The organism is Limnomicrobium aquaticum, from assembly GCF_040545545.1.
In the GTDB taxonomy this organism is placed as follows: domain Bacteria; phylum Pseudomonadota; class Alphaproteobacteria; order Rhizobiales; family Rhizobiaceae; genus Ensifer_A; species Ensifer_A aquaticum.
This window is the reverse complement of record NZ_JBEPMB010000005.1, coordinates 235,406-261,311: the sequence shown is the minus strand read 5'-3', so window position 1 is coordinate 261,311 and position 25,906 is coordinate 235,406. Positions and strand designations below refer to the sequence as shown.

General features: G+C 59.7%; 21 protein-coding genes. 6 read left to right on the top strand and 15 right to left on the bottom strand.

Annotated features, from left to right (window positions below; all coding sequences use genetic code 11):
* The first annotated feature begins 2 nt into the window (after positions 1 to 2).
* On the top strand, positions 3 to 803 hold the full coding sequence (locus ABID16_RS16635; protein WP_354557478.1) for an ATP-binding cassette domain-containing protein: 801 nt from the start codon (positions 3 to 5) through the stop codon (positions 801 to 803).
* Positions 804 to 866: 63 nt separating this feature from the next.
* Here ABID16_RS16635 and ABID16_RS16630 read toward each other — a convergent pair whose 3' ends face one another.
* The 13 genes from ABID16_RS16630 to chvE form a co-directional block, all read right to left on the bottom strand.
* Positions 867 to 2,168, bottom strand: a complete 1,302-nt coding sequence (locus ABID16_RS16630; protein ID WP_354557477.1) for a glycosyltransferase — start codon at positions 2,166 to 2,168, stop codon at positions 867 to 869.
* 77 nt (positions 2,169 to 2,245) lie between these two features.
* The gene (locus ABID16_RS16625) at positions 2,246 to 2,980 is read right to left on the bottom strand and encodes an HAD family hydrolase (protein ID WP_354557476.1); all 735 of its coding nucleotides are present in this window, start codon (positions 2,978 to 2,980) and stop codon (positions 2,246 to 2,248) included.
* Entirely contained in the window at positions 2,980 to 4,518 is a 1,539-nt protein-coding gene (locus ABID16_RS16620; protein WP_354557535.1) for a glycoside hydrolase family protein, read from the bottom strand. Before ABID16_RS16620 ends, ABID16_RS16625 begins: the two co-directional genes overlap by 1 nt.
* Before the next feature lie 64 nt (positions 4,519 to 4,582).
* Positions 4,583 to 5,455 carry an amidohydrolase family protein gene (locus ABID16_RS16615; RefSeq protein ID WP_354557475.1) on the bottom strand — a complete coding sequence of 291 codons (873 nt, stop codon included), beginning with the start codon at positions 5,453 to 5,455 and terminating at the stop codon, positions 4,583 to 4,585.
* 104 nt (positions 5,456 to 5,559) lie between these two features.
* Complete coding sequence (locus ABID16_RS16610; RefSeq protein WP_354557474.1) at positions 5,560 to 6,468, bottom strand: bifunctional methylenetetrahydrofolate dehydrogenase/methenyltetrahydrofolate cyclohydrolase; 909 nt, start codon at positions 6,466 to 6,468, stop codon at positions 5,560 to 5,562.
* Positions 6,469 to 6,474: 6 nt separating this feature from the next.
* Positions 6,475 to 7,359 carry a formyltetrahydrofolate deformylase gene (gene purU / locus ABID16_RS16605; RefSeq protein WP_354557473.1) on the bottom strand — a complete coding sequence of 295 codons (885 nt, stop codon included), beginning with the start codon at positions 7,357 to 7,359 and terminating at the stop codon, positions 6,475 to 6,477.
* A 242-nt stretch (positions 7,360 to 7,601) separates the two neighbouring features.
* Positions 7,602 to 9,107 carry an aldehyde dehydrogenase (NADP(+)) gene (locus ABID16_RS16600; RefSeq protein WP_354557472.1) on the bottom strand — a complete coding sequence of 502 codons (1,506 nt, stop codon included), beginning with the start codon at positions 9,105 to 9,107 and terminating at the stop codon, positions 7,602 to 7,604.
* 102 nt (positions 9,108 to 9,209) lie between these two features.
* Positions 9,210 to 10,127 carry a dihydrodipicolinate synthase family protein gene (locus ABID16_RS16595; protein WP_354557471.1) on the bottom strand — a complete coding sequence of 306 codons (918 nt, stop codon included), beginning with the start codon at positions 10,125 to 10,127 and terminating at the stop codon, positions 9,210 to 9,212.
* A 12-nt stretch (positions 10,128 to 10,139) separates the two neighbouring features.
* On the bottom strand, positions 10,140 to 11,078 hold the full coding sequence (locus ABID16_RS16590) for a Gfo/Idh/MocA family protein (protein WP_354557470.1): 939 nt from the start codon (positions 11,076 to 11,078) through the stop codon (positions 10,140 to 10,142).
* Positions 11,078 to 12,820 (bottom strand): L-arabinonate dehydratase, encoded by a 1,743-nt coding sequence (gene araD, locus ABID16_RS16585; protein ID WP_354557469.1) that lies wholly within the window; start codon positions 12,818 to 12,820, stop codon positions 11,078 to 11,080. The genes ABID16_RS16590 and araD overlap by 1 nt, the downstream gene beginning before the upstream one ends.
* A 147-nt stretch (positions 12,821 to 12,967) precedes the next feature.
* Positions 12,968 to 14,173, bottom strand: coding sequence for a multiple monosaccharide ABC transporter permease (gene mmsB, locus ABID16_RS16580; RefSeq protein WP_354557468.1), 1,206 nt, complete (start codon positions 14,171 to 14,173; stop codon positions 12,968 to 12,970).
* Between the two features lie 9 nt (positions 14,174 to 14,182).
* Complete coding sequence (mmsA, locus tag ABID16_RS16575) at positions 14,183 to 15,703, bottom strand: multiple monosaccharide ABC transporter ATP-binding protein (RefSeq protein ID WP_354557466.1); 1,521 nt, start codon at positions 15,701 to 15,703, stop codon at positions 14,183 to 14,185.
* A 214-nt stretch (positions 15,704 to 15,917) separates the two neighbouring features.
* A complete protein-coding gene (gene chvE / locus ABID16_RS16570; RefSeq protein WP_354557465.1) occupies positions 15,918 to 16,988 on the bottom strand; it encodes a multiple monosaccharide ABC transporter substrate-binding protein in 1,071 nt (356 codons plus the stop codon).
* 167 nt (positions 16,989 to 17,155) lie between these two features.
* On the opposite strand from chvE, the gene ABID16_RS16565 reads away from it, so the two are divergent.
* From ABID16_RS16565 to ABID16_RS16545, 5 genes are all read left to right on the top strand, one after another.
* Positions 17,156 to 18,097: a LysR family transcriptional regulator gene (locus ABID16_RS16565; RefSeq protein WP_354557464.1), complete on the top strand. Its 942-nt coding sequence runs from the start codon at positions 17,156 to 17,158 to the stop codon at positions 18,095 to 18,097.
* Positions 18,098 to 18,287: 190 nt separating this feature from the next.
* On the top strand, positions 18,288 to 18,440 hold the full coding sequence (locus tag ABID16_RS16560) for a hypothetical protein (RefSeq protein WP_354557463.1): 153 nt from the start codon (positions 18,288 to 18,290) through the stop codon (positions 18,438 to 18,440).
* A gap of 273 nt (positions 18,441 to 18,713) precedes the next feature.
* Complete coding sequence (locus ABID16_RS16555; RefSeq protein ID WP_354557534.1) at positions 18,714 to 19,868, top strand: GGDEF domain-containing protein; 1,155 nt, start codon at positions 18,714 to 18,716, stop codon at positions 19,866 to 19,868.
* 468 nt (positions 19,869 to 20,336) lie between these two features.
* Entirely contained in the window at positions 20,337 to 22,091 is a 1,755-nt protein-coding gene (locus ABID16_RS16550) for a type I secretion system permease/ATPase (RefSeq protein ID WP_354557462.1), read from the top strand.
* Complete coding sequence (locus tag ABID16_RS16545; protein WP_354557461.1) at positions 22,088 to 23,416, top strand: HlyD family type I secretion periplasmic adaptor subunit; 1,329 nt, start codon at positions 22,088 to 22,090, stop codon at positions 23,414 to 23,416. Before ABID16_RS16550 ends, ABID16_RS16545 begins: the two co-directional genes overlap by 4 nt.
* A 61-nt stretch (positions 23,417 to 23,477) precedes the next feature.
* Here the strand turns inward: ABID16_RS16545 and ABID16_RS16540 are convergent, their stop codons facing one another.
* Both ABID16_RS16540 and ABID16_RS16535 read right to left on the bottom strand, forming a co-directional pair.
* Positions 23,478 to 24,650: a CaiB/BaiF CoA transferase family protein gene (locus ABID16_RS16540; protein ID WP_354557460.1), complete on the bottom strand. Its 1,173-nt coding sequence runs from the start codon at positions 24,648 to 24,650 to the stop codon at positions 23,478 to 23,480.
* Positions 24,650 to 25,831, bottom strand: a complete 1,182-nt coding sequence (locus ABID16_RS16535) for an acyl-CoA dehydrogenase (protein WP_354557459.1) — start codon at positions 25,829 to 25,831, stop codon at positions 24,650 to 24,652. The genes ABID16_RS16540 and ABID16_RS16535 overlap by 1 nt, the downstream gene beginning before the upstream one ends.
* Between the last annotated feature and the right edge of the window lie 75 nt (positions 25,832 to 25,906).

Genomic DNA, 25,906 nt, shown 5'->3' with positions numbered 1-25,906 from the left:
ACATGAACGCCAACATCGGAAATCCTCACCCCGGCGCAACGCCGCTCGTCGAAATGCGCGACATCTCGATCGCCTTCGGCGGTATCCGCGCCGTGGATCATGCCAGCGTCGATCTCTTCCCCGGCGAAGTTGTCGGCCTGCTCGGTCACAACGGCGCAGGCAAATCGACGCTGATCAAGATCCTTTCCGGCGCCTATCCGCGTGACGGTGGCCAGATCCTGATCAATGGCGAGGAAGTGCAGATCGGCAATCCACGCGACGCCAAGGCCTATGGCATCGAAACGATCTACCAGACGCTCGCGCTGGCAGACAATGTGGACGCCGCAGCCAACCTCTTCCTCGGCCGCGAACTGCTGACAAGCTGGGGCACTCTCGACGATGCCGCGATGGAGGCGGAGGCGCGCAAGGTCATGGGCCGCCTCAACCCCAACTTCCGCCGCTTCAAGGAGCCTGTGAAGGCGCTTTCCGGCGGTCAGCGCCAGTCGGTTGCCATTGCCCGCGCCATCCTCTTCAACGCCCGCATCCTGATCATGGACGAGCCGACGGCAGCACTTGGCCCGCACGAAACCGCTCAGGTCGGTGAACTGATCAAGGAATTGAAGAAGGACGGGATCGGAATCTTCCTGATCAGCCACGACATTCACGACGTCTTCGATCTCGCTGATCGCGTGGCGGTGATGAAGAACGGGCAGGTCGTCGGCTATGCCAAGACCACCGAGGTAACCAAGGATGAAGTTCTCGGCATGATCATCCTCGGCAAGTGCCCGCCGAATGCCATCCGCGGGCCGGGCGCCGTGGACTGACAGCGCATCAGACGGATAAATTAATTAGATAATAATAGTTTTATTATCTAATTTTATCTCGGCTCACGCTGCAGGCGATGTGAGGTCCTCTGCCTTGTAGGCGTCGTATCGTCCGCGAAAATGCTCGAACAGATTGATGGTCCGGCGTGCAATGCCGGTCCACCCGAAGGCGCGGCGCGCAAAGCGCGCGCCCTCGACCGACAGCGTCTCCCGCATCCATGGGTATTGCAGCGGCATGTTGAGCACCGCTGCGAATTCCTCGGGTCGCTTTGGATCGGCAACGAGTGCATGACGCCCGAACTCGATCTGCTCGTAAAGTCCCCCGTGGATTGTCATCACGGTCGGCGTCCCGCAGGCCATGGCTTCCACCGCCGTCATCCCGAAAGGCTCATAGCGTGATGGGAGGGCGAAGACGCCAGGCGCGCGGTAGCAATCGGCCAGATCCTTGTCCTCGACATAGCCGCGCCAGTCGATCCGATCGTCCACCCCGATATCCGCGGCGATTGACTTGTATTGGTCGAGAAGCGCCACATCGCTGTCAGAGTTTGCGCCGGCTGCCAGAACCAGCCGCGCCTCGGGCTGCAGAGCCTTCAGATGTGCCATGGCATGGATCGCAAGGTCATAGCCCTTGTTTTCGGCCGCTCGGCCAACAATGTATATGTCCTTTTCCGTCATACCCAGTCGCTCACGGGCCCGTCGCACCATGTCGGGCGTCGCGGGGGTGAAGCGACCTTCATCGATGCCGGGCGGGATCATTGTAATATGGTCGCGCGGAAGCTCGTACTGCTCGGCGATCAGATCGACTTGTTGCTCGCTCGTCGCGATCACATGGTCGCAACTACGATAGAGGACGAATTCGCGACGGATACGTTCCTCGAAACGATAACCGGCGATCTCCTGCGGGTCGGCGCCAGCCATGTCATGCTGCTTCCACCAGCCAAGCGAATGCGGCGTGTGGATATGGGGGATCTGGAGCTCCTCGGCGATCTTCTGACCGCTGACGCCGGCGTCCCAGTAATGCGAATTGATTACGTCATATTGAAGCTTGCGCTTGCGGATATAGGCGAGCGCATTGGTGATGAAGTCGCCATACCAGTCGTGCATGTCCTCCTTGCGGATGAACTCGCGTCCGCCGAAGGGAACGCGGATGATTTTCAGATTGTCATTGATTTCATCCTCGCCCGGCTGATCCTCGAAGCGACGGGTCATGACATCAACCCTGTAGCCGAGCCGCGAGAAGCGCTTGGCAAGCTCAAGCACGAAAACGACCTGACCTCCCGTATCCGGCTTCCCCAACTCCGGCGAACCCGCGACATAGCCATGCAGCGAAATCATCAGAAGCGAACCGACATGTTGTACGGCCATGTTCGTTTTTCCTCTTGTTCGACAGGTGCGGTACGAAGCGCTAACGTCTGTCAGGTGACAAGGTTCCGCATTTGCGCTCAGGACGGTAGAACGCCGAAAGCCTGCAGCCCCTCATGCACGCCCGCCGCATGCGCGGCGCGGGCGAAATAGGTTTTGTAGCGTGGCGCCCTGTGACGAAGCTCCCGCCGCGCATTGCCGACGGCGATGGCGCGATCCGCCGCCTCGAACATGGCGAGGTCGTTACCGGAGTCGCCCGCGGCGATTACCCTCCCTTGGGGAACACCAAAATGCCGGGCGACAAACATCATCGCCTTGTCCTTCCCCGCTTCCGGCGCAATGAAATCAAGGTCGCTTTCGCCAGTATAGAGTGCCTGAACAGGCAGCCCCTCGTCCGCAAGCGCATCGAGCAAGATGTCCACGGCTTGCGCATCGGGAACGGCAAAGCTTGCCTTGCCACGCGACTGGAATTCGTCAGGATGGAGGCGATGTCCAAAGCGCAGAACGAGATCGACAATTTGCTGTCGTGGCCATGACTCCAGTTGTCGGGACCAGTCAGCCATAAAGGCGCTCCCAATTCGGATCTCTGTGCCCAACCCGGTGATAATGGCATCCGGCGCGAAATCGGGAGGAAATTCGCTGCGGATCGTTGCATCGACACTCGCGGCAGGTCTGCTGGAGTTCAGGGCCAGCAGAACCAGCCCTCGGTAGGACTGCATGGTCTCCCAAAGGCAGTCGAGTGCATTCCTGTCACCTGTCAGAGTGTCGTCGATGTCGCTGACGATCAGCCACTGGTCTTCTTGCCGCGCAGACATCAGCGCGCAGCCTCGCGGTCTGAATTGTCCGGCCGCGTCGCCGTATAGACCATCTCGGACGCATGTTCCGACACCGGCCTTGCGAGGCTTTCGATCTGAAGGTCTGTGATCCCGAGAGAGGCGGATTCTGCGTAGAAGCCGACCGCACCTTCGGCATAGGTTTCGTCGACAAGGCTCAGCACCACGTAGCTACCAATCGAGACCTCGAGATACATGCCATGCGCCACGACTTCGACGGACCAGCTCTCGCGCTGCTCCTCCTGAAAATGCGCGTCCTGAAGCTGGTCGTAACGGAATGAATGCTCGAAGACCGGGGTTGGATTGGCGCCCCAGGCGCGAATTTGCGCAACGCCTTTGACCAGGTCCAGCGCGAGATAATAGCCGTCGCCATCATCGTTTGTCCGGAGCACCAGACCGCACTTTCCCGACCCATTCAAGGCCAGCACGCAGCGCAAACGGAAATCGGCGTGATGCCCGGGAAGGAGCACAGCTTCGTAGCCGCTTCGGCAGGCAAAGTTCAGGCCGCCCTCCAGATCGCTCAAAGTGGCGTGCGAGTTTCCATAGAGGAAACGGCATTGCGATACGGCGGTGATCTTCTCTGAGCCAATCACGAGGTTGTTGAACGCGCTTGACGATTTCAACCTCAATCGTCCGCTACGCCCCTGAACCAGCTCCTTCGGCGGCGGCAAAACCTTCTTTGTAACCTCGCGACCATTGATGATTTCGGTACGCGCAAAGAAGCAAAACAGCAGTGGGCGTCCGCCGTTTTGGCACACACGCCCAGCATAATTGCCGAATGGCAGCAATACATTCTCAAAGAAGTTTTCGTAGGGCCCTTCCAGGCGCTCGGAATACCAATAATGAATCTTGATATCCTCGCGGATCGATCCAATGAGATAATAGCGATCGCCCAGCCAGAAGAGATTTGGAACCTCGACATCGTCATAAAGGCCGGGCTTGTGAAGCGGCGAGAGGAATTCGAAGGTATCCGGTGCAATTTCCCGCGCCATGGCGACACATCCGCGGCGGATCACCGGTCCGTTCTTGACCCGACCAGACGTAAGCAGCAAACGCGCGCCCGTGTTCTCGTCGATGAAGAAGAAGGGATCGCGGAAGCTCACCCATTGACGCCCCTCATCCACGCTGGATTCATAATAGGGTCCGCGAATTTCCAGCGGATAGTTGGCATCGACGCAGCGCTCCCAGTGATAGAGATCCTTGGATCGGGCGAGCCCCACGCGCTGCACACGACCGTATTCCGAGCGCGAAAGGCCAGTGTAGAACATCCGCCACTCCCCTTCCCGATCGGGATCGGGCGTGACGTGCATGGTCCACAGCATGTCGTCGTCCCAGCTCCCTGGATCGCCGACAAAGAGCGCGTTCTTCACACGCCGCCATGACATGCCGTCAGAGCTGACGGCATGGGCGATGAAATCGTGGTTGGGGAGGACAAGGTGAAAAAGGTGATAGAGCCCGTCGTGAAAGATCACGTCGACGTCACCAATGTCCGATCTCAGGAATCCGTGCGATGCGTACATGTCCAAAGTTTGCCCGCGACCGGCAGATCAGGCAAGCACTATATTTTTCCCGCAAAGCGGAACTTTAGGTCAGTTTCAGGAGTTTTGCCGCGTTGTCCTTGAGGATCAGAGGGCGCACTTCATCCTTGATCTCGATCTTTTCAAAGTCCGCCAGCCAGCGCTCCGGCGAGATCATCGGCCAGTCCGAGCCGAACAACATCTTGTCCTTCAACAAAGTATTGGCGTATCGCACAAGAAGTGGCGGGAAATACTTCGGAGACCAGCCGGACATGTCGATATACACATTCGGCTTGTGTGTCGCGACTGCCAGCGCCTCTTCCTGCCAGGGAAAGGAAGGGTGCGCCATGACGATCGGCATGTCGGGGAAATCGACGGCGACGTCATCGAGATGGATGGGGTTGGAGAATTTCAGCCGCATGCCATTGCCGCCGCGCATACCTGATCCGACGCCCGTTTGCCCGGTGTGGAACAGAGCAATGGCACCATATTCCGCCAGCACCTCATAGAGCGGATAGGCCAGCCTGTCGTTCGGATAAAAGCCCTGATAGGTCGGGTGAAACTTGAAGCCCTTGACCCCATAGTGCTCGATCATGCGGCGTGCCTCGCGCACGCCCATCTTGCCCTTGTGCGGGTCGATGGAAGAGAACGGGATCAGAACGTCGTTATATTCGGCGGCCAGTTCAGCAACTTCCTCGTTGCTGTAGCGGCGATAACCAGTCTCATGTTCTGCATCGACAGGGAAAATGACCGCGGCGACGTTCTGCTTCCGGTAATGCTCTGCCGTTTCCGGCACTGTCGGCGGATGCTCCCAGGCGGCCCGGAAATAGCGCGCCATGGTCGTCTGAAGCTCGTCATATCCATCATCCGCATGGCAACCGCAGGCCTCTTCGGCATGCGTGTGGAAATCAATGGCGCGGATTTTGGCGAGATCGATCATGGCATCCTCCCGAGTTCGACGCATCGGTTTTAGGAGGGAGAATAGTTATAGTCAATAACTATTCTCAAGTCATGCGCCTCGACGTTGCGGCGCGAGCCCCTGATTTAGAGTGCGCCGAAGTCCGGTGCAGCTAGGCCAGATTGCTGATAGGCAGCGGTGACAGTATTGGCCATCAGCATGGCAATTGTCATCAGCCCAACGCCGCCCGGCACGGGCGTGATGGCGCCCGCAACTTCGGCAGCTTCCGTATAGTTCACGTCCCCGACGAGCCGGGTCCGGCCTTCGCCGCGCTCAGGCGCATCGATCCGGTTGATGCCGACATCAATGACGGTTGCGCCGGGCTTCACCCAATCGCCCCTCACCATCTGCTGCCGTCCGACAGCCACCACGAGAATATCTGCCATTCGGCAGATCGAGGCGAGGTCCTTGGTGCGCGAATGCGCCATGGTTACAGTGGCGTTCGCGTTCAGGAGCAACTGCCCCATAGGCTTCCCAAAGAGGTTAGAACGACCGACGACCACTGCGTGAAGACCCGAAAGATCCTGACCATGCACCATGCGTACCATGATCATGGCGCCCGCGGGTGTGCAGGAGATCAGGCCGGTCTTCAGGTCACCCGTCGCGAGCTTGCCCGCATTCACGACGTGAAGGCCGTCGACGTCCTTCTCCGGCTTGATCGCCTGGATAATCGGCTCGGAGTCTAGCCCCTTGGGCAGCGGAAGCTGCACAAGGACGCCATGGATGGCGGGGTCCGCGTTCAGCTTGTCGACCAGAGCAGCCAGGTCGTCCTGCGACGTGCCCTCGGGCAGCGAATGCTGCACCGAATGAAAGCCGCATTCCTTGGCGGTGCGGGACTTGGACGCGACATAGGTCTGGCTCGCGGGATCCTCGCCGACAATGACGACGGCGAGGCCGGGCTTCACGCCGTGGTCGCGCTCCAACCGGGCTGCTTCTGCCTTCACCTTGTCGATAACGGCCGCAGCGGTCGTTTTTCCCTCTATCCGTCGAACCATGTGCAATCAGCCCATTCTCTCGGAGGCGTAAGACCCGGGGCTCGCCGGGAAAACAACCGTCCGGTTGCCGTTGATGAAGGTGCGGTGATGGATATGGGCATGGATCGCCCGCGCCAGCACCTGGCTTTCCACATCGCGGCCCAGTGACACGTAATCGTCGGCGCTCTGGGCATGCGTGATGCGGACAATGTCCTGTTCGATAATCGGGCCTTCGTCAAGATCGGCGGTGACGTAATGCGCCGTTGCGCCAATCAGCTTCACACCGCGCTCATAGGCCTGCTTGTAAGGGTTCGCGCCCTTGAAGGACGGCAGGAAGGAGTGATGGATGTTGATGATCTTGCCCGACATTTTCTTGCAGAGATCGTCGGAAAGGACCTGCATGTAGCGCGCCAGAACGATGAGTTCCGTGCCGGACTGCTCGACAACCTGCATCAACTGGGCTTCCGCCTGCGGCTTGTTTTCCTTCGTTACCTTGATGTGGTGGAAGGGAATGTCGTGGTTCACGACCACCTTCTGGTAGTCAAAATGGTTAGAAACCACGCCTGCAATGTCAATTGGCAGCGCGCCAATCTTCCAGCGATAGAGCAGGTCGTTGAGGCAATGCCCGAAGCGCGAGACCATCAGCATGACTTTCACGCGCTGTTCAGGGCTGTGGATTTCCCAATCCATCGCGAACTTGTCGGCGACCGGCTTGAAGTCCTTGCGCAACTCGTCACCGCTGACCCCGCCTTCAGAGACGAAGGAGACCCGCATGAAAAACTTGCCCGTATCCAGCGCATCGAACTGCGAGCTGTCGACAATGTTGCAGTCCTTCTCGGCGAGATAGCCCGAGATGGCGGCGACAATACCTCTGGTCGATTTGCACGAAACGGTGAGAACGTAATTGTTCATATCCGAGAGCCCCTCTTCAACTCCGCCGATCCTTCTCTAGACAGATAGACGCAGACTGCAAGGTCTTTCGCGTATCCGTTCGGCATGTTCAATTGGTATCGCTCCGGGCCGTTGCATGGCTCTTCCGCATCCGACACGGTTTGGCGCATTCGGAATGCCGCAAAGGAGGCAATGGGCCTCCGAGACGACAAAGGCGGGGCGTTTCCGCCCCGCCTTTGCAAAGCCTTCCGGGTTTAATCTGCTTAGCGCAGATCTTCCGGCAAAAGCTCCATCGGCATGTTCTGGTAGGAAACCGGGCGTAGGAAACGGCGGATCGACAGCGTGCCGACCGAGGTCGCGCCGAAGTTGGTCGTCGCCGGATATGGTCCGCCATGCACCATCGCATCGCAGACCTCGACGCCGGTCGGATAACCGTTGACGAGAATGCGGCCGGCCTTGCGTTCCAGGATCGGCATCAGCTTCTGCGCGTCGGCCGTGTCGGCAGCGTCCATGTGGATCGTCGCCGTCAGCTGGCCAGCGAAGCTCAGCGCCAGCTTGCGCATCTCGTCGAGATCGTTAACGACAACGACCATGCCGAGGGGCCCGAAGACTTCTTCACTGAGCACATGATTGCCCAGCCAGTGCTGACCCGTCGTGACATAGAGATACGGCGTGGCGTTGCGCAGGTCGCAAACCGACGTCAGCACTTCGCGAACGCCCGCAGTCGCCCGGACGCGGTCGCGGCCCCGGCGGAATGCTTCGGCAATGCCGTCGGACAGCATCGTTTGCGCGCCAACGGGCTCAAGGCCCTTCACGGCGGCGTCGATATAGGTGTCGGCACTCTCGCCCTTCACCACGATGGAGATGCCTGGATTGGTGCAGAACTGCCCTGCCCCCATGGTGAGCGAACCCGCCCAGCCCTTGCCGATGGTTTCAGCGCGGGCGTGAGCGGCGTTCGGCATCACGAACATCGGGTTGACCGAGCCAAGCTCGCCAAAGAACGGGATCGGCTCCGGACGTGCCATGCAAAGGTCGAAGAGGGCCTTGCCGCCGCCGAGCGAGCCCGTGAAGCCGACAGCCTTGATCAGCGGATGTTGAACGACTGCAGCGCCGAGCTCGCGTGTTACCCCCTGCACGAGCGAGAAGACGCCGGGATGGATGCCGCAGGCCTTGATGGCTGCATCGATCGCCTGCGCGATGATTTCGCCTGTGCCGGGATGGGCCTGATGGCCCTTGACGACGACCGGGCAGCCGGCTGCCAGCGCCGCAGCCGTGTCACCGCCGGCGGTCGAGAAGGCAAGCGGGAAGTTCGATGCGCCGAAAACGGCGACCGGGCCGACCGGACGTTCGATCAGGCGGATATCCGGGCGCGGCAGCGGCTGGCGGTCCGGCAGGGCCGGATCGTAGCGGCGGTCCAGATAGTCGCCCTTTTCGATATGGCTGGCGAAGAGACGCAGCTGGCCTGTCGTGCGGCCACGCTCGCCCTGCAGACGGGCTTCCGGCAGGCCGGTTTCGGACGAACCGATTTCGGTGATCTGGTCGGCGCGCGCCTCGATCTCGTCGGCGATCTTGTTGAGGAAGGCGGCGCGCTCGGCGCGGGTCGAGTAGCCGTAGTACCAGAAAGCCTCTTCGGCTGCCTGCACGGCGCGGTCAACTTCCTTGGCGCCGCCATCGGAATAGGCGCGGGATTCGCCCTTGGCCGGTGCGGAATTGAAGGTCTTTTCAGAACTGACCCATTCGCCAGCGATCAGGTGTTTGCCAGTCAGCATTATCTTGCTCCTTGCGGTCAAATGGAAAGGTGGTGAAATGGAAAGTGGCGAGCGGGCCGCTCGCCACTGAAGGTAAGAACTATAAACCGGAGTTCAACCGGCTCACTTGCCCCATTTCAGAGCAAGCACATCAAGGTCACGCGCCAGTGACAGGAGGCGCTGCTTGGTGCGATCCGTCATCGGCTTCAGCGGGTGGCGCACGTAATCGCTCTTGATTACGCCGCCTTCCATCATCACCGTCTTGGCGGCGCGCAGGCCGCACTGGCGATTTTCATGGTTGACGAGCGGGAGGCAGCGCTGCCACTGGGCAAGCGCCGCATCGAGCCGGCCGGCGCGATAATCGATCACGATCGGACGGATCTTTTCCGGGAACATGGCCGAGGTCATCGTGCCCGTCGCGCCGGCGTCGAGGTCCGCCAGCAAGGTCACTGCTTCCTCGCCGTCGAACGGGCCAACAATTTCAGGACCACCGGCTTCGATGAGCGCCGCCAGCTTGTCCGCCGCAAACGGCACTTCGATCTTGAAGTAGGAGACGTTTTCGATCTCCTTCGCCATCTTGACCAGCATGTCCACGGGGAGCGATGCCCCCGAGATCGGAGCGTCCTGGATCATGATCGGGATCGAGATCGCGTCGGATACTGCCTTGAAATGCTCGTAGATGCCGAGCGGGGCCGGCACGAGGCCGACGCCATGATAAGGCGGCATCATCATGACCATGGAAGCGCCGAGACTCTGGGCATACTTGGCGCGTTCCACGACGATATGTGTTGCAAAGTGGCTGATCGTGACAATCACCGGAACGCGGCCCGCGACATGCTCGACCGAGAGTTTGGTGAGCAGCGCGCGCTCCTCGTCGGAGAGCACAAACTGTTCGGAATAGTTTGCCAGAATGCAGATTGCATCGACGCCCTGGTCAATCATGCAATCGAGCACGCGGCGCATGCCGTCTTCATCAACGCGACCGTCAGCCGTGAACGGCGTCGGGGCCACGGGCAGAATGCCAGTCAAAACATGTTTCATAATCGAAGCACCTTATTCGTAAAACGGTTCGACGGTCACGCGCTTGCCGAGCAGGAAGGCATCGGCAACATGCGCCATCGGCGAAATATCCATGTGGATGGCACGGGCCTTCACCAGTGCAGCCATCTTGGCGTATAAGCGCGGATATTCCCCTGACAGGGTCAGGCCGCCTTCCAGCGCCGCCTGACGCTCGCCATTGATGAAGAGGTTCGCGCCGCCGTCTGTGAGGCTGAGCGTCCCCTCGTCCGTCTCGACGTCGATAGACCAGGTCTGTTCGCCTTCCTGGCGGAAATCGAACACGGCGGTGACATCTGCCCCTTGCGGATGGAAGAACGTGAGGTCCGCAGCAATGGGCGTCTCGCAATTCGACGGGAAGGAGAGCGTGGCCGCCTTCAGATGGATCGGAACAGGGAGAATTTCCGTAACGATCGAGAGCGCATTGATGCCGGGGTCGAAGACGCCGAGGCCACCGGCCTGCCAGATCCAGGCTTGACCTGGATGCCAACGGCGAACGTCTTCCTTCCACGTCACCGTCAGCGACTTCAGCGCCTTGTCCTTCAGCCACGCCTTGGCTGCGGCAACGCCTTCGGCCTCGCGCGAATGCCAGGTCGCATAGATCGAAACGCCAGCCTTGCGGGCAAGTGCTTCGAGCGCATGGCATTCGGACACGGTTGCACCCGGCGGCTTTTCGAGCATCACATGGCGCCCGGCCTCTATTGCCGCCTTGGCATAGTCAAAGCGCGGCACGGGCGGCAGGCAGAGCGAAACCGTTTCCACGTCCGGACGGGCTGCCAGCATCTTGTGGAAGTCGTCGAAAGCCTCGACGCCCTCCACCGTTCCGTGACGAGACACGGTCGCCACGAGATCCCAGTCCGAAGACGCCTTCAGAGCCGGAACGTGCTGGTCGACCGCAATCTTGCCGATGCCGACAAGGGCAAGCTTCATGGCCATCAGTGCGAGTCCTTTCCGACCGGGGCGCCGCGGCAGCCCTTGAGGAAGTCAAGGTCGGCGCCGGTATCGGCACCCATGACGTGGTTCTGGTGCAGCCAAGCATAGCCCGACTCCGGCTGATCCGGCAGCGGCTTCCATTCGGCAAGACGCGCCTGCAGCTCGGCATCAGAGATATCGAGATGAATACGACGGGCCTCGACGTCGAGCTCGATCATGTCGCCATTGCGCACGACGGCGAGCGGACCACCGGCTGCAGCTTCCGGCGAGGTATGGAGAACGACGGTGCCATAGGCGGTACCGGACATGCGTGCATCCGAGATGCGAACCATGTCGGTGATGCCCTTGCGCAGAACTTTCGGCGGAAGGCCCATGTTGCCGACTTCTGCCATGCCCGGATAGCCCTTCGGACCACAGTTCTTCATGACCATGACGCAGTTTTCGTCGATGTCGAGGTTCTCGTCGTTGATCTTGGCCTTGTAGTCGTCGATGTCTTCAAAGACCACGGCACGGCCGCGATGCTTCATCAGATGCGGCGATGCAGCGGACGGCTTCAGCACAGCCCCCTTGGGGGCAAGGTTGCCCTTGAGAACCGCGATGCCGCCATGCGCCGTCAACGGCCTGTCAGCTGGCAGGATGACGTCTTCGTTGTAATTGACGACGTCCTTCACTTCATCCCAGATCGAGCCGCCCGAAACGGTCATGGCGTCCTTGTGCAGGAGACCTGCTTCGGCGAGACGCTTGATGACGACCGGCAGACCGCCGGCATAGAAGAACTCTTCCATCAGGTACTTGCCCGACGGCATCAGGTTGACAATGGTCGAGACCTCACGGCCGCAGCGATCCCAATCGTCCAGCGTGAGGTCGATGCCGACACGGCCGGCAATCGCCAGAAGGTGGATCACGGCATTGGTCGAGCCGCCGATGGCGCCGTTGGTGCGGATGGCGTTCTCGAAGTTTTCCTTTTTCAGGATGTCGGAGGGCTTCAGGTCGTCCTTGACCATCTGCACGATGCGCATGCCGGTCATGTGCGCCATCACGCGGCGGCGGCTGTCGACGGCCGGGATCGCGGCATTGCCCGAGAGCGTCATACCGAGTGATTCCATCATCGAGGCCATGGTGGAGGCCGTGCCCATCGTGTTGCACGAGCCCGGCGAACGCGACATCGAGGCTTCGGCCTGGGCGAATTCGGCCTGAGTCATCTCGCCTGCCTTCACGGCTTCGGAAAACTTCCACAGATGCGTGCCGGAACCGACGCGCTCGCCACGGAAATAGCCGTTCAGCATCGGACCGCCGGAAACCATGATGGTCGGCAGATCGCAGGATGCAGCGCCCATGAGCAGCGACGGCGTGGTCTTGTCGCAGCCGACGAGCAATACGCAACCATCCATCGGTTGGCCGCGGATCGCTTCTTCGACAGCGAGGGCCGCCAGGTTGCGGAACATCATGGCCGTCGGACGAAACGCGCTTTCGGATGCCGAGAAGACCGGAACTTCAACCGGGAAGCCGCCTGCTTCATAAACGCCGTACTTCACCTTTTCGGCGAGATCGCGCAGATGCGCGTTGCAGGGCGTCAGTTCCGACCATGTGTTGAGGATGCCGATGACCGGGCGACCGTCGAACATGTGATGCGGAAGACCCTGGTTCTTCATCCAGCCGCGGTGATAGATCTGGTCTCGCCCGTTACCGCCGAACCATTCTTGAGAACGCAGTTTTCTAGGCCATTGAGCAGGCTTGAAAGTCATGGGGCACCTTTGAAAGGTTATGTTTCGTAAGGGATGGCAGAAGTGATTTGGCGGGATTGGAACCGCCGAAACGCTACGGCACTTTTCATTCACAAGAAGCGCGATGCGCCTTTGACCGGAGCTTCCTCCAGGTCCGGGCTGAAAAAATCAGCCCGCCTTCTGCTTGTAGTAAACGTCGAGGAACACCGCGAGCATCAGCACGACGCCCTTGATGACCTGCTGCAGGTCGATACCGATACCCATGATCGACATGCCGTTGTTCATCACGCCCATCAGGAAGGCGCCGATGACTGCGCCGACAACCTTGCCGACGCCGCCGGTGGTTGCTGCGCCGCCGATGAAGCAGGCCGCGATCACGTCGAGTTCGAAGCCGAGACCAGCCTTCGGGGTCGCGACGTTCAGTCGGGCCGCGAAGATGAGGCCGGCGAGCCCGGCCAGCGCACCCATGATGGTGAAGGTGAGCAGGATCAGGCGTTCGGTGTTGATACCGGAGAGCTTGGCTGCCTTCTCGTTACCACCCAGCGCATAGATGCGGCGGCCGAAGGTCGTGCGGGTCGTGATGAATGTGAAGAGCACAATGAGGGCAAACATCACGATCAAAACGTTCGGCAGACCACGATAGCGGGCCATCAGGTAGGTGAAGCCCAGGAAGCCGATCGCAATCAGAATGTTACGGCCGAGGAAGATCATGTTCGGCTCTTCAGCCATGGAGTGCTGAAGCTGGTTGCTGCGTTCCTTGACGTTCGCCCGGATGATCAGGGCCGTCACGATCACGCCGATCGCCATGGCAAGCACGTTGAAGGGCTGGCCGAACAGCTGGAATGTGGTGACATCCGGCACGTAACCCGACGACAGAAGCTGGAATTCCTTCGGGAACGGACCAACCGAGGCGCCGCCTAGAACGGTCAGCGCGAGCCCCTTGAACACGAGCATGCCGGCGAGCGTCACGATGAAGGCCGGGATGCGGTAGAAGGCGACGAAATAGCCCTGAAGCGCGCCGATGATGGCACCGAGCGCCAGGCAGATGATGACCGCGAGCGCGGTATCCATCTTCCACTGCACCATGAAAACGGCCGCCACCGCCCCGATGAAGCCGGAGACCGAACCAACCGAAAGGTCGATATGGCCGGCCACGATGATCAGCAGCATGCCCAGCGCCATGATGACGATGTAGCTGTTCTGCAGGATGATGTTCGTCATATTGACCGGCATGAACAGCGTGCCATTGGTCGAATACTGGAAATAGGCCATGATGATGAGAAGGGAGATCAGCAGCGCGTAGTCGCGGATGTTCGCCTTCACGAAGTGCAGAATATCGATCTTATCCCGCGATGTTTCCGTCGCCTGGGCCATGTTTCTCTCCTATGATCTCATTATCGCGCGCATGATGGCCTCCTGCGAGGCCTCCGCGACGGGCATTTCAGCAACAAAGCGGCCTTCGTTCATGACGTAGATCCTGTCCGACATGCCGAGAAGCTCGGGCATTTCAGACGAGATCACGATGACGGCCTTGCCGGCTTCCGCCAGCTTGTTGATGATGCCATAGATTTCGTATTTCGCGCCGACATCGATGCCGCGCGTCGGTTCATCCAGAATGAGCACGTCCGGACCGGAAAACAGCCACTTGGACAGAACAACCTTCTGCTGATTGCCGCCCGAGAGGTTGCCGGTCTTCTGGAACACGCTCGATGAACGAATTCCGAGGTCGCGGCGATAGCCGTTGGCGACCTGCAATTCGCGGATATCGTCGATCACGCCCTTCTTCGAGACATCCTCGAGATTGGCGAGTGTAATATTGTGCTTGATGTGGTCGATAAGGACCAGGCCATAGGTCTTGCGGTCCTCCGTCACATAGGCAAGACCGGCATCGACCGCACGCGGGATGGTCGAGACATCGACGTCCTTGCCGTGCAGCTTGACCGAACCGGTAATCTTCTGGCCCCAGGAGCGACCGAAGAGCGACATCGCGAATTCCGTGCGCCCCGCCCCCATGAGACCGGCAATGCCGACGACTTCGCCAGCTTTCACGGTCAGATTGACGCCCTTGATCGTATGGCGATCGGCGTGATGAGGGTGATAGACCGACCAATCCTTCACTTCGAGAACCGGCTCGCCGATGGTCGCATGACGCGGCGGATAGCGGTCCGACAATTCGCGGCCAACCATGGCGCGGATAATTCGGTCTTCGTCGACCGTACCGTCGGAACAGTCCATCGTGTCGATGGTGGAGCCGTCACGGATGACAGTGATGCGGTCGGAGACCTTCGTGACTTCGTTCAGCTTGTGGGTGATCAGGATCGACGAGATGCCCTGCGAGCGGAACCCCATGAGCAGCTCCAGGAGCGCGTCGGAATCCTTTTCGTTCAGGCTCGACGTCGGTTCGTCGAGGATCAGCAGCTTCACCTTCTTGTTCAGCGCCTTGGCAATTTCAACGAGCTGCTGCTTGCCTGTACCGATATTGGTAATCAGCGTATCGGGGTTCTCCTTGAGACCGACCTTGGCGAGGAGTTCCTTGGTGCGGGCGAAGGCCTCGTACCAGTTGATCACGCCCATCTTTGCCGTTTCGTGACCAAGGAAGATGTTTTCCGCGATCGACAGGAGCGGCACCAGCGCCAGTTCCTGGTGAATGATGATGATGCCGATGTCTTCGCTGTCGCTGATGGTCGAGAACTTCTGTTCCTTGCCCTCGAACATGATCTTGCCCGTGAACGTACCATCCGGATAAACCCCGGACAGAACCTTCATCAGCGTCGACTTTCCGGCGCCGTTTTCGCCAACAATGGCGTGAATTTCTGCAGGCATCACGGACAGGTTCACATTCGTCAGCGCTTTCACGCCCGGAAACGTCTTCGTGATGTCTCGCATTTCGAGAATTGGCTGCATTTCTCTCCCCCGGCGTATCGTAGCACATTTGCGAACATTGTCGCAGGCATGATGCGGGCGTTGTTATTATTATAGGTGCCGGTCGCCTCTTGGAGACCGCCCGACGCATCCCACCCCGTTTGTGGGGTAAGGCCACCATCTCACCGAGAGCGTCAGGTAGTCGAGTGTTGGGAAGCCCGGCTCGCGCCGGACTTCCCTATTCGTTCAACCAAGCTTACTTGGCGATCTGGTCCTTGGTGTAGTAACCCGAACCAACGAGAACCTTCTCGATGTCATCCTTGTAGACAACATGCGGAGCGAGCAGCATGGAAGGAACTACCTTGACGCCATTGTTATAGGTCTTGGTGTCGTTCGTTTCCGGCGTCTTGCCCTGCATCACGGCATCAACCATCTTGGCGGTCGTTGCTGCGAGGTCGCGGGTGTCCTTGAAGATAGTCGAGTACTGTTCGCCGGCGATCATGCCCTTGACGGAAGCAAGTTCTGCGTCCTGACCGGTGACGATCGGGAATTCCTTGCCGGCCGGATCATAGCCAACGCCCTTGAGCGAGGAGATGATGCCGCGCGACAGACCGTCATAGGGAGACAGAACGCCGTTGACCTTCTTCGAGGTGTAGTTGGCCGAAAGCAGGTTGTCCATGCGGGCCTGCGCAACAGCGCCGTCCCAACGGAGCGTACCGACCTTGTCCATGCCCATCTGACCAGAAACAACGGCGATTTCGCCCTTGTCGATCATCGGCTTCAGAACGCTCATGGCGCCATCGTAGAAGAAGAAGGCGTTGTTGTCGTCTGGCGAGCCGCCAAAGAGTTCAACGTTCCAGGGCTTCACGTTCGGGAAGCGCTCCTTGAGGCCCTTCACGAGCGACTCAGCCTGGAGCACGCCGACCTTGAAGTTGTCGAACGTCGCATAGTAGTCGACATTGCCCGAGTCACGGATCAGGCGGTCGTATGCGAACACCTTCACGCCAGCCTGGTTGGCCTTGGCGAGAATGTCGGACAGCGTGGTGCCGTCGATGGCGCCGATAACGAGAACCTTGGCACCCTTGGTGACCATGTTTTCGATCTGGGCGAGCTGGTTCGGGATATCGTCTTCAGCGAACTGAAGGTCAGCGGTGTAGCCGAGATCCTTGAAGCTCTTGACCATGCTTTCGCCGTCGGAGATCCAGCGCGTGGACGACTTCGTCGGCATCGAGATGCCGACCATGCCCTTGTCGGCAGAGAAGGCAGGAGCAGCCATCAGGCTGGCGCCGAGTGCAATCGACGCCAGAGCGGAAATAAGTTTCTTCATGTAATCCTCCCGGATTGATACGAGATCGTCACGATCGTTTTTCAAAAACAACACGATGGCGACACTCTTGAGACCCGTTTGATCCCGACGCCAATTAGAAAAGTCATAACTTGACTTTCAATTGCATATGCTGACAATCTGCATATCAATTTTGGTAAGTGATCCCTTTGCAAGTTCTCCAGAACCGACTTCAGCTCAAAGACTTTCGCCTGATCCGGGCAATCTATGAAACCGGACAGCTGGCCATTGCCGCCGAGCGCATGTCCCTGACACAGCCGGCAGCCTCGCGCATGCTGGCCAGCATCGAACGGCTGGTCGGCATGACGCTGTTCGTTCGCCACCCCAAGGGCATGACGGCAACGCCCGCCGGTGAAATCCTTGCGCGCAATGCAGCCGGCCTCCTGAACGGGCTCGAGCAGACACTTCAGGAGGTCACGGCCGTCACCTCCGGCAAGTCCGGAAGCGTGCGGGTGGGGTCTGTGACCGGCGGGGCTGTCGCCTTCGTCGTGCCCGCCATCCAGAAGCTGAAAGCGAATGCGGGCTCGGCGGATATTTATGTCGATGTTGCGCCGAGTGACGTCCTGATCCAGGGACTGATCGACGGGGAATACGATTTCGTCCTCTCTCGACTCCCGCCCGGAACCGATTCGAGACAGTTCAATATTCTGACGGGACGCGTTGAAATCATTCGCTTTCTGGTTCGAGAGGGCCATCCGCTGGCAGGCGAAAAGAAGCTGCGACTCGGTGACCTTTCAGACTATGAATGGCTGATGCAGGCTCCGCGCACACCGCTTCGGCACGCCATCGAGGAAGCATTCCTGAGCCAGGGCCTGCCTTCACCGCAAGAGACCGTCAACACCACCTCGCTCCTGGTCATGATCTCCTATCTCACCACATCCGACGCAATTGCGCCGATCACGCAGGAAGTGGTCGAACTGCTCGGGCCGAAGGTTTTCGGAGGCCGTGTCGCGGCTCTCGACGTCGCCGATTCCGTCGTCGTCACGCCCTATCATCTCATTTCACGGAAGCATCAGCTCATGAGCCCGCTGGCGACACGCCTGCGCGAGCTCGTCTTTGCCGGACTGGCGACCGGACGGCACCGGGAGTGACACGCATCGCCGGCCGGCAGGGCGATTGCCAAATGGGGCAGTTGCGAATATGGTTAACGAGCTGTCACGAAGTGCATGGGGCGCGAGCAACGGAGCGGACATTTTGGCTATCCAACCGGAAAGACCAGAAGCAGGGGCAAAAAAAGACGATATCGATGCGTCAATTAATGCTCGTCTGACATCTCACTTGATGGATCACGCAGCCCGCCCCGGCCAGTCCGTGCTGGAGCAGCCGGGTTCCATGGGCCTCCGTGAGCGGATGCTCGTTACTGGCGGCATGGCATTCCTCGCCTCCATCCTCGGGCTTTTCTCAGTTCTCGATATTCGCAAGCGCTTCCTCTAAAAATCACCTATCAGGCGCCACGTCTTAACCTGCGCCTTGAGATCGGCTTTGAGCTCGCTGCCATTAACGTCACGCGAAGCCAGGACTATGTGCCCTCGTCAGAGGCAGTGGCCGTAAATCTGATGAAGAAATAATTTCCGAATTCTGAACACACAAGCGGCGACAATTCGCACTTCAGTCAAAACATCGAATAGATTTCAAACATTTTGAAAGGCTTCTCGTTTATAAGAATGTCTGAATACGAGACAGCGACGTCGAAAGAAGGCAGGTTTGGTGGACGCGAATAACAACGCATATGCATCGGAACCGGTTGGCAAGGCTCAGCTCCGTAGCAGCCTCTCGAATATTGTCGTCACCCTGACAGCGAACTGTTTCATAGCGAGCTCAGCCGCTCTCCTGATCTACGACGAACGGGGTGGCAATCTCATATTTGCATGGTTGGCCGTCATTGTAGCCCTCAACTCGCTTCGGCTTGCATACGGGCTAAGGCAACTCAGAAGAATATCTTCTCTTTCCGACCCACAATCCGCGCTTCGCAATCTGACGATCCTTGCATTCGTGGCAGGGCTGAGCTGGGTTCCGCTACCGACCTATTTCCTGGACTCCATCGAGAGCCGGACGACTGCCTACATTGTCTTCATCATGGCCGGCATCACAACGGGCGCGATCATCCAAAGTCTCGCCTACTGGCGGATTTCGGTGGCCTTTGGAGCACCTATCCTTCTCTCCACGATCTTTAAATTGCTATTGCAAGGGCAGACCGTCGACATCGTTGTCGCTTCGAATGTCTTTCTTCTGATGGGCATGCTGGTTCGCATCGCCATCATCAGCGAGCGCAACTTTTGCAGAAATCATGCGACGACACGACAAGCAACCGAGCTGGCGGTCTCGCTCCGGAAGGCTCATGGTGAGGTTCAAAGGGCAAACGAGACACTGAGCCGGCTGGCCACGACGGATCCTTTGACAGGCCTGCCGAACCGGTCCGTGTTCAACCAGTTGCTGGCCGGGTTGGTCCATGGTCATGAGCCACTCTCGCTTGCCCTCGTCGATATCGACCGTTTCAAGGCCGTGAACGACAACATGGGACATGCCGCCGGGGACCAGATCCTTTGCTCGCTGGCGCTTTTCATGCTCGACAACGCGAGCGAAGGCATTACTCCCATCCGCCTTGGGGGTGACGAATTCGCCGTGATCGCTACCGGCCCTGATTGCGCTCTTCGACTGACCCAATACATCACCAACCTGCAGCGGGACATGAGATCGCTCAGAAGCCACCCGGACAGCAAGGCCGCGGGCGGCGTTACGATCTCGGTCGGAATTTGCACAAACGATGGCAAGCGCCTGTCCGCTTCGGAGCTGTTTGCCGAGACCGATCGGGCCCTCTATGCCGCAAAGGCCGCAGGACGAGATTGCATCAAGGCCGCCTGAAGGACAGCATCCGCATCCGGAACCATCCCTCGACGACGCCTCTGGCCCCAGACTGCACGGCTATTTGGGTCGAGCCGGCGTTCGCAATACCCATCCGGCCATCGAAATACCGGCAGTGAATGCGGATCAGCTAATGAAGCACTTCCTCACTTTCCAAGCGTAATTTTCCAGTAGAGGCCCGATTAGATCCTCCGGCGGGCCGTTGAGCCGAAGCGTGCACCCTTACGCAATTAACCAGTCTTCTAATATATCGAAGTAGAAAGCTGTCATTGGCCACCGGAAGCGTTATCCTGAGTTCGATTTGATCCGGATTTGCGCACGATCCGCCTCGCATGAATTGTTTCCTTGTGGGACGTATCTCAACCGGAGACATGTTGACGTTGCTTTATGGATCAAATTCTATGGCCACCGATGTGCCTTCAGAGGGGCAAGTTGTGTGACCCCGATAAGGTTGGTCCGGAGGAGTACATGCGTCACGCTCAGGGTGTAAATTCGCGACTTGTCAGCCTGTCCGCAGTTTTGACTGGCGCAAAGTCAACGCTGACGGCCATTGCGCTTTCGAGCGGGATCATCAACATCCTCGCGCTGACCGGCTCGTTCTTCATGCTTCAGGTTTATGACCGGGTGATCCCGAGCAAAAGTATGCCCACGCTGGTTGGGCTCGTCATCGTGGCGGGCGTTCTCTATGTCTTCCATGGCATTCTCGAAGTCATTCGCGGACGCCTGCTCACCCGGCTGGGTTGGCTTGCCGATCGCAGGATGAGCGGTCCCATTTTCGATGCAACGATGCGTCTGCCTTTGAAAGCAAAGCTCGAGGGAGACGGCCTGCAAACCCTGCGTGACCTCGATCAGGTTCGCGCCTTCATGTCGGGAATGGGCCCGGCAGCGTTTTTCGACCTGCCCTGGATGCCGATCTATGTCGGTATCAGTTTTCTATTCCACCCGTGGATCGGCGTTTTCGCTCTCGCAAGCGCGGTCCTTCTGTCGCTCCTGGCAATCATTGCCGATCTGCGGGCCAAGGAGCCCGTGGCCGCGGTTTCGAGAAAGGCGGCAGAACGCACCGCGATTTCGCAGACCATTCGGCAGAACATCGAGGTTCTGTGGGCCATGGGTTTCTATGAGCGTCTGGCCGCTCGCTGGTATCGGACCAACGACGCCTATCTGGCGGAGCAGGTGTCGGCGAGCGACAGGAGCAGTGGCCTCAGTTCCGTCTCCAAGGTCATGCGCATGATCGCGCAATCGGGCATGCTCGCGCTGGGTGCCGTGCTCGTGCTTCAGCAGGAAACCACCGGCGGGATCATGATTGCGAGCTCCATCCTTCTCAGCAGGTCGCTTGCCCCCGTCGAACTGGCAATTGCCCATTGGAAGGGTTTCGTCGGTGCAAGGCAGAGCTGGGCGCGCCTGAAGAGACTTGCCAGCCTTCCGCCAGAAGACGCACCTGCAGTTTCCCTCCCCGCACCCAGCAAGACGCTGACCGTTCGAGGCGTGAGCATTTTCGCGCCTGGCGACCAGACCCCCATCGTCCATGACGCTTCGTTTGCGCTCAGGGCCGGCGATGGTCTCGGCATTATCGGACCCAGTGCCTCCGGAAAATCGACCCTTCTGAGGGCGCTTGTCGGCATCTGGAGCCCGGTGCGCGGTGATGTGCGCCTGGATGGCGCCACGCTCGACCAATGGCCTCTGGCCGAGCGCGGACGCCACATCGGCTTCCTGCCGCAATCGGTCTCGCTCTTCGATGGGACGATAGCGGAAAACATCGCGCGCTTCGATCCACAGGCAAGTTCTGAAGCGGTGCTGAAGGCGGCCGAGGCTGCCGGCGTGCACGAGTTGATCGTGCAGATGCCGGATGGCTACGACACGCAGATCGGCGATCAGGGCATGTTCCTGTCCTCCGGGCAGCGCCAGCGCATCGGTCTGGCACGCGCCCTCTACGGCGACCCGTTCCTCGTCGTTCTGGACGAACCGAACTCCAACCTCGACTCCGACGGAGAAGTGGCTCTTACGGCGGCGATCGCGGACGTGCGCAGCCGCGGCGGCATCGTCATCATCGTCGCGCATCGCCCGAACGCGCTTCTCGCCGTCGATAAAGTCATGGCCATGGGCAATGGAAGAATCCAGGCATTCGGGCCGAAGGACGAAGTCCTGCAACAGGTCACACGGCAGGCCGCGCCCCCCGGGCAGCGACCCGTTCGCTTGATTGCAAGTCAGGATGAGCCGCAATGACCGTCTTCACGCATGATCAGTCCCTTCCCCGCGAAAGGCAGCCGAACACATCCGGTCTTGTCGCGGCCGCCTATCTGTCGCTCTTCCTGTTGGTCGTCTGCCTGGGCGGGATGGCTGCAACGATTTCGCTGTCCGGTGCCGTTGTCACCGCCGGCAGGCTTGTGGTCGCCTCCTACCCGAAACCGATCCAGCATTTGAAGGGCGGGACCGTCGCGCAGCTCTTTGTCGCGAACGGCGACAGCATCCGGGCCGACCAATTACTGATCCGGCTCGATGACACACAGACCCGCGCCAGTCTGGACATCGTGGAAAGGCGGCTGAAAGAGCTCCGTGTCAGGGCCGTCCGGCTGCTGGCGGAAGAAGGCGGCCAGCAGAATCTCGCGTTCCCGTCGGAACTGACCGCCCTTGCCATCTCGGATAGCGATTTGGCGAAACTCGTTGATGGTGAGACCCGCCTTTTCGAGGCGCGTCGTCTCTCTCAGACCCGCCGAAAGGAGCAACTCGATCAGCGCATCGTGCAGCTGGGACAGCAGATCGAAGGTCTGAACGCGCAGATTGAAGGCAAGCGCAAGGAGGCAGCTCTTGTCGCCAAGGAATCCTCCGGTGTCGGACAGCTCGTCGGCCAGCAGCTTTTGTCGATCACCCGCCTGCACGAGCTGCAAAGCCAGTCCGCGCGCCTGGAAGGCGAGTTGGGCGGCCTGATCTCTTCAGTCGCCGAAGCCAGAGGCAAGATCAGCGAGACTGAGCTGCAGCGCCTGCAGATCGACGACGACATGAAGAGCCAATCGGCCTCGGATCTTCGCGACGTGCAGGGGCAGATCGCGGAATATGAGGAACGAGCCATCGCGGCCCGTGACGATCTCACGCATATAGAAATCCGCGCGCCGCAGGGTGGCATCGTACAGGACCTGACGGTTCATACGTCCGGCGCGGTGATTACACCCGGCGCACCGATCATGACGATCGTTCCCGTTCAGGACAATCTTCTGGCGGAAGTCCACATCGCACCGCAGGACATTGACCAGGTGTACGAAAGCCAGAAGGCGATCATGCGCTTTTCTGCTTTCAACCAGCGCACAACCCCGGAAATCAACGGTCATGTCGTGCAGATATCGCCTGATCTCACCATCGATCAAAGAACGGGCGCCGGATACTATGTCGTCCGCATCACGCCGGAGATCACGGAGCTACCCAAGCTGGGCGCCGCAAAACTCGTGCCCGGAATGCCGGTCGAGGCCTTTGTCCAGACCGGCGACCGCACGATCCTGTCTTATCTCCTCAAACCCGCCACCGATCAGATCAGCCGGGCCTTCAGGGGCGATTGAAGCGACCAAACCGGAAGACAAGCTGTACCCGCCGGGCTTAACGCGGCGCATGCCCTCCCGATCAGGCGGCTGTTCCGTCCGCGTCCCGAGACAGTTGAGCCCGCACCGCGGCGTCGTGCTCACCGTGCTTCGGCGCGCGCCGCGATGTATCCAGAACGGCTTCTGAAAAGACGAGCGGCGAACGTAGCCCCGGAATGCCCGCCGGATCGATGCGCATGCCGCGATGCTGGAATTGCGGATCGGCGAAGACATCCGCAACGGTATTGATAGGACCTGCTGGGACCGCCCTCTCCTCAAGTCGCGCCAGAAGCGCGTCGCGACTGAAGGTTCTGGTTTTGGCTTCGATCAACTCCGCGACCGCGCGGCGATTGTCGACCCGCGCCCTGTTCGTCGCATAACGCTGGTCTGCCGCGACACCTTCAAGTTGGAGAATGTCGCATATGGCGGCAAACTGCCGGTCGTTACCGCAGGCGATGATGATATGGCCATCGCTGACCGCAAAGGTCTGATACGGCACGATATTCGGATGCGCATTGCCAAGACGGCGCGGTGCTACACCGGATGCCAGGAAGTTCATCGCCTGATTGGCAAGCACGCCGCTCATCGTATCGAAAAGCGCCATGTCGACATGTTGTCCCCTGCCGGTGACTTGCCGATGCGCGAGCGCCGCCTGAATGGCGATGGTGCCGTAAAGTCCGGTGATGATATCGGCGAGCGCGACGCCGATCTTCTCCGGCGGGCCGTCCGGCTCACCCGTCAGGTCCATAAAACCGCTCATGCCCTGGATCATGAAATCGTAGCCGGCCCGGCTCGCATAGGGGCCGGTCTGGCCGAAGCCCGTCACAGAGCAATAGATGAGGCGCGGATTGAGTTGGCTCAGGCTTTTATAGTCGAGGCCGAATTTCTTCAGGCCGCCCACCTTGAAATTTTCGATCACGACATCGGCATCCTTGAGCAACGCGAGCACGAAGTCGCGATCTTCAGGCTTGCCAAAATCGGCAATCACGGAACGCTTGCCGCGATTGCAGGCATGGAAATAGGCGGCCGACTTTTCGCCGTCGATCTCGATGAAGGGCGGCCCCCAGCCGCGCGTGTCGTCGCCTTCCGGGCTTTCCACCTTGATGACATCGGCGCCGAGGTCGGCCAGCGTCTGGCCAATCCAGGGACCGGCGAGAATCCGGGCAAGCTCGATGACCTTGAGGCCGGCAAGCGGCGAGGACGGGGCGGCGCCCATCAGAAGAACGCCTGAACGCCGGTCTGCGCACGGCCGAGGATCAGCGCATGGACGTCATGCGTGCCCTCGTAGGTGTTGACCGTTTCAAGGTTCTGCGCGTGGCGCATGATGTGGTATTCTATCTGGATGCCGTTGCCGCCATGCATGTCGCGGGCCTGACGGGCGATGTCGAGCGCCTTGCCGCAATTGTTGCGCTTGATGATGGAGATCATCTCCGGTGCGAACTTGTGCTCGTCCATCAGGCGCCCGACGCGCAACGAGGCCTGCAGGCCGAGCGCAATTTCCGTCTGCATATCGGCGAGCTTCTTCTGGAAAAGCTGCGTGCCGGCGAGCGGCTTGCCGAACTGGTGACGGTCAAGGCCATATTGGCGGGCGCGGAACCAGCAGTCTTCCGCAGCGCCCATCGCGCCCCAGGAAATGCCGTAACGGGCGCGGTTGAGACAGCCGAACGGCCCCTTCAGACCGGAGACATTCGGCAGAAGCGCGTCTTCGCCGACTTCGACGCCATCCAGAACGATTTCGCCGGTGGTCGAGGCGCGCAGCGACAGCTTGCCCTTGATAGCCGGTGCAGAAAGACCCTTCATGCCCTTTTCAAGGATGAAGCCGCGGATCTGGCCGTCATGCGCTTCAGATTTCGCCCAGACGACGAAGACATCGGCGAAGGGCGAATTGGATATCCACATCTTCGCGCCCTTGAGACGATAACCGCCAGAGATCTTTTCCGCACGCGTCTTCATGCCTGCCGGATCGGAACCGGCATCCGGCTCGGTCAGACCAAAGCAGCCGATCAGTTCGCCGGAGACGAGACCCGGCAGATACTTGTCCTTCTGCTCTTCCGAGCCATAGGCATTGATCGGATGAATGACGAGCGAGGACTGCACGCTCATCATGGAGCGATAGCCGCTGTCGATACGCTCGACTTCGCGGGCGACGAGACCGTAGGACACGTAATTGGCATCCGCAGCACCATATTTCTCCGGCAGCGTGACGCCGAGAAGACCAGCCTTGCCCATCAGAGGGAAGAGTTCCGGCGCCGCCGTCTCATGCAGATAGGCGTCATTGACACGCGGCAGCAGCTCGGCCTCGGCAAACGCGGCCGCGCTGTCGCGGATCATGCGCTCTTCGTCGGACAATTGGTCGTCCAGGAGAAAGGGGTCGTTCCAGGAAAAAGTCGATGACATCTTAATGCGGCTCCTCGATAGTTGGCGCGAGTTTCGCCGCAATCACCGCCTTTCGCAAATCATATTTACTTTCGC

Coding starts and splice junctions, on each gene's coding strand:
- ABID16_RS16635 (WP_354557478.1), top strand. CDS start 3: ATGAACGCCAACATCGGAAATCCTCACCCCGGCGCAACGCCGCTCGTC.
- ABID16_RS16630 (WP_354557477.1), bottom strand. CDS start 2,168: ATGGCCGTACAACATGTCGGTTCGCTTCTGATGATTTCGCTGCATGGC.
- ABID16_RS16625 (WP_354557476.1), bottom strand. CDS start 2,980: ATGTCTGCGCGGCAAGAAGACCAGTGGCTGATCGTCAGCGACATCGAC.
- ABID16_RS16620 (WP_354557535.1), bottom strand. CDS start 4,518: ATGTACGCATCGCACGGATTCCTGAGATCGGACATTGGTGACGTCGAC.
- ABID16_RS16615 (WP_354557475.1), bottom strand. CDS start 5,455: ATGATCGATCTCGCCAAAATCCGCGCCATTGATTTCCACACGCATGCC.
- ABID16_RS16610 (WP_354557474.1), bottom strand. CDS start 6,468: ATGGTTCGACGGATAGAGGGAAAAACGACCGCTGCGGCCGTTATCGAC.
- purU (WP_354557473.1), bottom strand. CDS start 7,359: ATGAACAATTACGTTCTCACCGTTTCGTGCAAATCGACCAGAGGTATT.
- ABID16_RS16600 (WP_354557472.1), bottom strand. CDS start 9,107: ATGCTGACTGGCAAACACCTGATCGCTGGCGAATGGGTCAGTTCTGAA.
- ABID16_RS16595 (WP_354557471.1), bottom strand. CDS start 10,127: ATGAAACATGTTTTGACTGGCATTCTGCCCGTGGCCCCGACGCCGTTC.
- ABID16_RS16590 (WP_354557470.1), bottom strand. CDS start 11,078: ATGGCCATGAAGCTTGCCCTTGTCGGCATCGGCAAGATTGCGGTCGAC.
- araD (WP_354557469.1), bottom strand. CDS start 12,820: ATGACTTTCAAGCCTGCTCAATGGCCTAGAAAACTGCGTTCTCAAGAA.
- mmsB (WP_354557468.1), bottom strand. CDS start 14,173: ATGGCCCAGGCGACGGAAACATCGCGGGATAAGATCGATATTCTGCAC.
- mmsA (WP_354557466.1), bottom strand. CDS start 15,703: ATGCAGCCAATTCTCGAAATGCGAGACATCACGAAGACGTTTCCGGGC.
- chvE (WP_354557465.1), bottom strand. CDS start 16,988: ATGAAGAAACTTATTTCCGCTCTGGCGTCGATTGCACTCGGCGCCAGC.
- ABID16_RS16560 (WP_354557463.1), top strand. CDS start 18,288: ATGGATCACGCAGCCCGCCCCGGCCAGTCCGTGCTGGAGCAGCCGGGT.
- ABID16_RS16550 (WP_354557462.1), top strand. CDS start 20,337: ATGCGTCACGCTCAGGGTGTAAATTCGCGACTTGTCAGCCTGTCCGCA.
- ABID16_RS16545 (WP_354557461.1), top strand. CDS start 22,088: ATGACCGTCTTCACGCATGATCAGTCCCTTCCCCGCGAAAGGCAGCCG.
- ABID16_RS16540 (WP_354557460.1), bottom strand. CDS start 24,650: ATGGGCGCCGCCCCGTCCTCGCCGCTTGCCGGCCTCAAGGTCATCGAG.
- ABID16_RS16535 (WP_354557459.1), bottom strand. CDS start 25,831: ATGTCATCGACTTTTTCCTGGAACGACCCCTTTCTCCTGGACGACCAA.